Source organism: Proteus sp. G2669 (assembly GCF_009915245.1).
Classification (GTDB): Bacteria; Pseudomonadota; Gammaproteobacteria; order Enterobacterales; family Enterobacteriaceae; genus Proteus.
Genome location: NZ_JAABLX010000016.1, coordinates 1 through 3,084, shown reverse-complemented (window position 1 = coordinate 3,084; position 3,084 = coordinate 1). Strand labels below are relative to the sequence as shown.

Genomic DNA, 3,084 nt, shown 5'->3' with positions numbered 1-3,084 from the left:
GAAAAAATAGAACTTAATTACTATCCGGTATTTATTAATAACGAAGTATCAAATGAAAAAAAAATAACTTTATTTAACCATTGGGGTAGATCTCAATATATATTAGTTAATAATGAAAGAAATATATTATTTACCCCTCTCTTTCATAAGGATAATATCACGAAGATTGACATGCCTAAAGAGCTAGAAAAAGATATTATTATTTATTATTCAGATGGCACCATAGAAAAAAAATCTTCATGGCCTCCAAATTATAATAAATTAAAAAGTCTTAACTAAATATAACTTCAATTACAATTCAGGAGGTTATTTGAACCTATTTATGTCAAATATAAGGCAAGAGAAGAAATGGAGCGTTTATAAGTTTTTTCTCTTACTGCCTATCATCATCATGATCCAAGGCTGTGCTCCTCGTAGTGATAAAATACAGTTCTTTATTTGACACTAAATAGCTTACCGTTGGTATTCAATATCTAAAAAATTGGATTATCACCCTTTAATGTATATTAATGGAATGATTTATGAATAAAAAAGTTATTTTATTAGGAGATAAAACCAGTCATGGCGGCATAGTTATTACAGCGACCTCTGATTTTATTATCAATGGAAAAAAAGCGGCTAAAGTAGGAGATAAAGTTAATTGCCCAAAGAAAGGACATGGAATTAATTCTATTATTGAAGGTTCATCTTATTTTACTTGTCAAGGTACAGCTCTTGCGACTGAGGGATGCCATACAGAGTGTGGTTGTTATCTTATTGCTAGCATTACTGATTTTTCACTGGATTAATTATGGCATGGAATAAAAAATCAATTAAATTAACATCAAAACCAACTCATCTTCCTTATTTTAAATGGTGTTTAGCAATAGGTTTGTCGATTTTATTTCTAATCTACTCTTTAAGTTTAAAAAATAAAGATGAAGTTACACAACAAAAAGAATTCTTTAGAATTATTATTTCTATTCTTCCTTTTTTAATAACAATAATTACATTTTTATATAAGCATATAGTTTATATAAAAAACAAAAATATTTATTCTTTTTTATATAATGAGAAAAAATTTGCAGATAAAAAATGGGAGGATTGGGGAAGACGTAGTGTTTGTGTTATCGATAGCATTTTTTTCCTTCCACAAAAAACAACGATTTCATATATAAACAATAATGCAGCAGAACATATATCATGTTATCACATTCCTCAGAATATCGACTATTTAGATGAGAAAAAACCATCAGTTTATTATTTATTAAAAAGTACACAACCAACCATAGAAAAATTACTTGATAAATTGTCTATCAAAATAAAATATCTAACGACTAAAGATAAAAACAAAATAAGAGATGAACTTTATCTTGTATGGAGAGAACTCTTTCTTAATAAAGAAATACCTGATTTTGAAATAGTTGATGGCTTATCGTATCAGCATATAGAAAACACTATAGCAAATAATGATGATAATATTGAAATAATAATTATCGATCAGAGTGTTAAAGAGAATCAATCTGCGGCCTTGGGAATATTGATCATGTCATCAGATGATATAATCAAAAAACATCATATTGACATAATGGCTAATGTTCAGCGTCCAATGTTAATAGCAGAAGATGAAAATTATCAAGAAGCACTAAATATCTTTAGTGAAATTCAAATTGATTCGAATTTAGCCACGCATATTATTCTAGATAGTAAAGCAAATAGTAATATCCTTATGTCATTATTTAATAATGACAATTCATTAAATGATATATCATTAGATAATACCTTAGATATAGAGTATTTTATTGGACCTATTGATGATTATTCTTCTTGGATAACAATGGGATTGTCCGTAAATTTTGTATATCAATATAAAAAAAACATTCTTTCTTTATGTCAGAGTGAAAATAATTTTTATATTAATACAGTAACGACAAATAATGAGCAAATAGAATGAATGCAAAATTTTTATCATTGTCTATAAAAACTATCTTCTTCTTTTTTATTATATTAATACTTTGTATCGTCATCTGGCGTTATGGTGAATATTTTTTCATCGATACGACAAGAAAGAAAGAAGTAGCTATTATTATTCTAGCATTGGTGTCTTTTTTTATTAGCACATTATTTTTTTATTTCAATAAAATCAAAAAATATAAATATAGAAATAATGATAAAAATTTCAACAAATACCCATCTGAAGAAAATAGAATAAAAGAAGAAGGTAATAGTAATAATCTTTTATTAGAAAGAATGAAAAGAGTTTATGGCTTATTTTGGCAGAGTAAAGTAAAAATTAACTTGTTAATAGGCACCTCTACTTCTATCGAAAAACTGACTCCCAACCTAACAACAGATATCTGGCAAGAAAACAACGGCACGTTGCTTATCTATGGTGGCGATATCCATCAAAGTATTGATGAAAATTTAATTCAAGATTTAAAACAACTGCGCCGACGTCGTCCGCTCGATGCGGTTATTTGGGTATCAGAAAATAACTTATCGCAACAACCGCTTGGTCATTCCTTATTTAATCACTTAACGCCGACCAATACCGATATGGCAAGCCGTTATTTCCACCAGCTCTTTCGTCAATTACGCTGGCAAGCCCCCATTTGGCTTTGGAATATCAGTAATAACGGTGAAATAACAACAAATGAAGTACCCACAATCCTTTATTCAGCCCCTTTAAAAGCGACATCTGAAACGCTTTCTAATGACTTAAAAACGCTTTTACCGGCACTAGTGGAACAAGGCACACTAGCTGTCTTGCATAACCCAACACAAACTTACCTATTAGCATTAGCGCGTTTTCTTCAACATGAAGGATGTGAAAAAATCGCCAATACTTTGGCACCGCTTTTATCAGGTTATCGCTCCTTGCCGTTCGCTGGTGTGCTCTTTAGTACACCTGTTGACAATAACGTGTCTGCAACTTTATCACAAAATAATCAATGGACATCCAATCCCCATTGGAAAGCGCTTCTCACGGCAAATTCACACCTTCCCCCTCAACTAAAGGCATCACCTTTAGGGCTAAACTCAAAACGTATTTTGCAATATACCGTTGCCACTGCCATGACACTGTGGGGGATTGGTATGGTGGTT

General features: G+C 30.5%; 3 protein-coding genes and 1 pseudogene. All 4 read left to right on the top strand.

Features of this window, described 5'->3' with window-relative positions; translation table 11 throughout:
- On the top strand, positions 1-279 hold a 279-nt coding region (locus GWI68_RS20130), incomplete at its 5' end, for a hypothetical protein (protein WP_208105111.1).
- A 242-nt stretch (positions 280-521) separates the two neighbouring features.
- Positions 522-788: a PAAR domain-containing protein gene (locus GWI68_RS03675; RefSeq protein WP_166539420.1), complete on the top strand. Its 267-nt coding sequence runs from the start codon at positions 522-524 to the stop codon at positions 786-788.
- Positions 789-790: 2 nt separating this feature from the next.
- A complete protein-coding gene (locus GWI68_RS03670; RefSeq protein ID WP_166539419.1) occupies positions 791-1,933 on the top strand; it encodes a hypothetical protein in 1,143 nt (380 codons plus the stop codon).
- Positions 1,930-3,084: pseudogene (locus tag GWI68_RS03665) on the top strand (type VI secretion protein VasK); the annotation flags it as partial. The gene GWI68_RS03670 and the pseudogene GWI68_RS03665, both read left to right, overlap by 4 nt.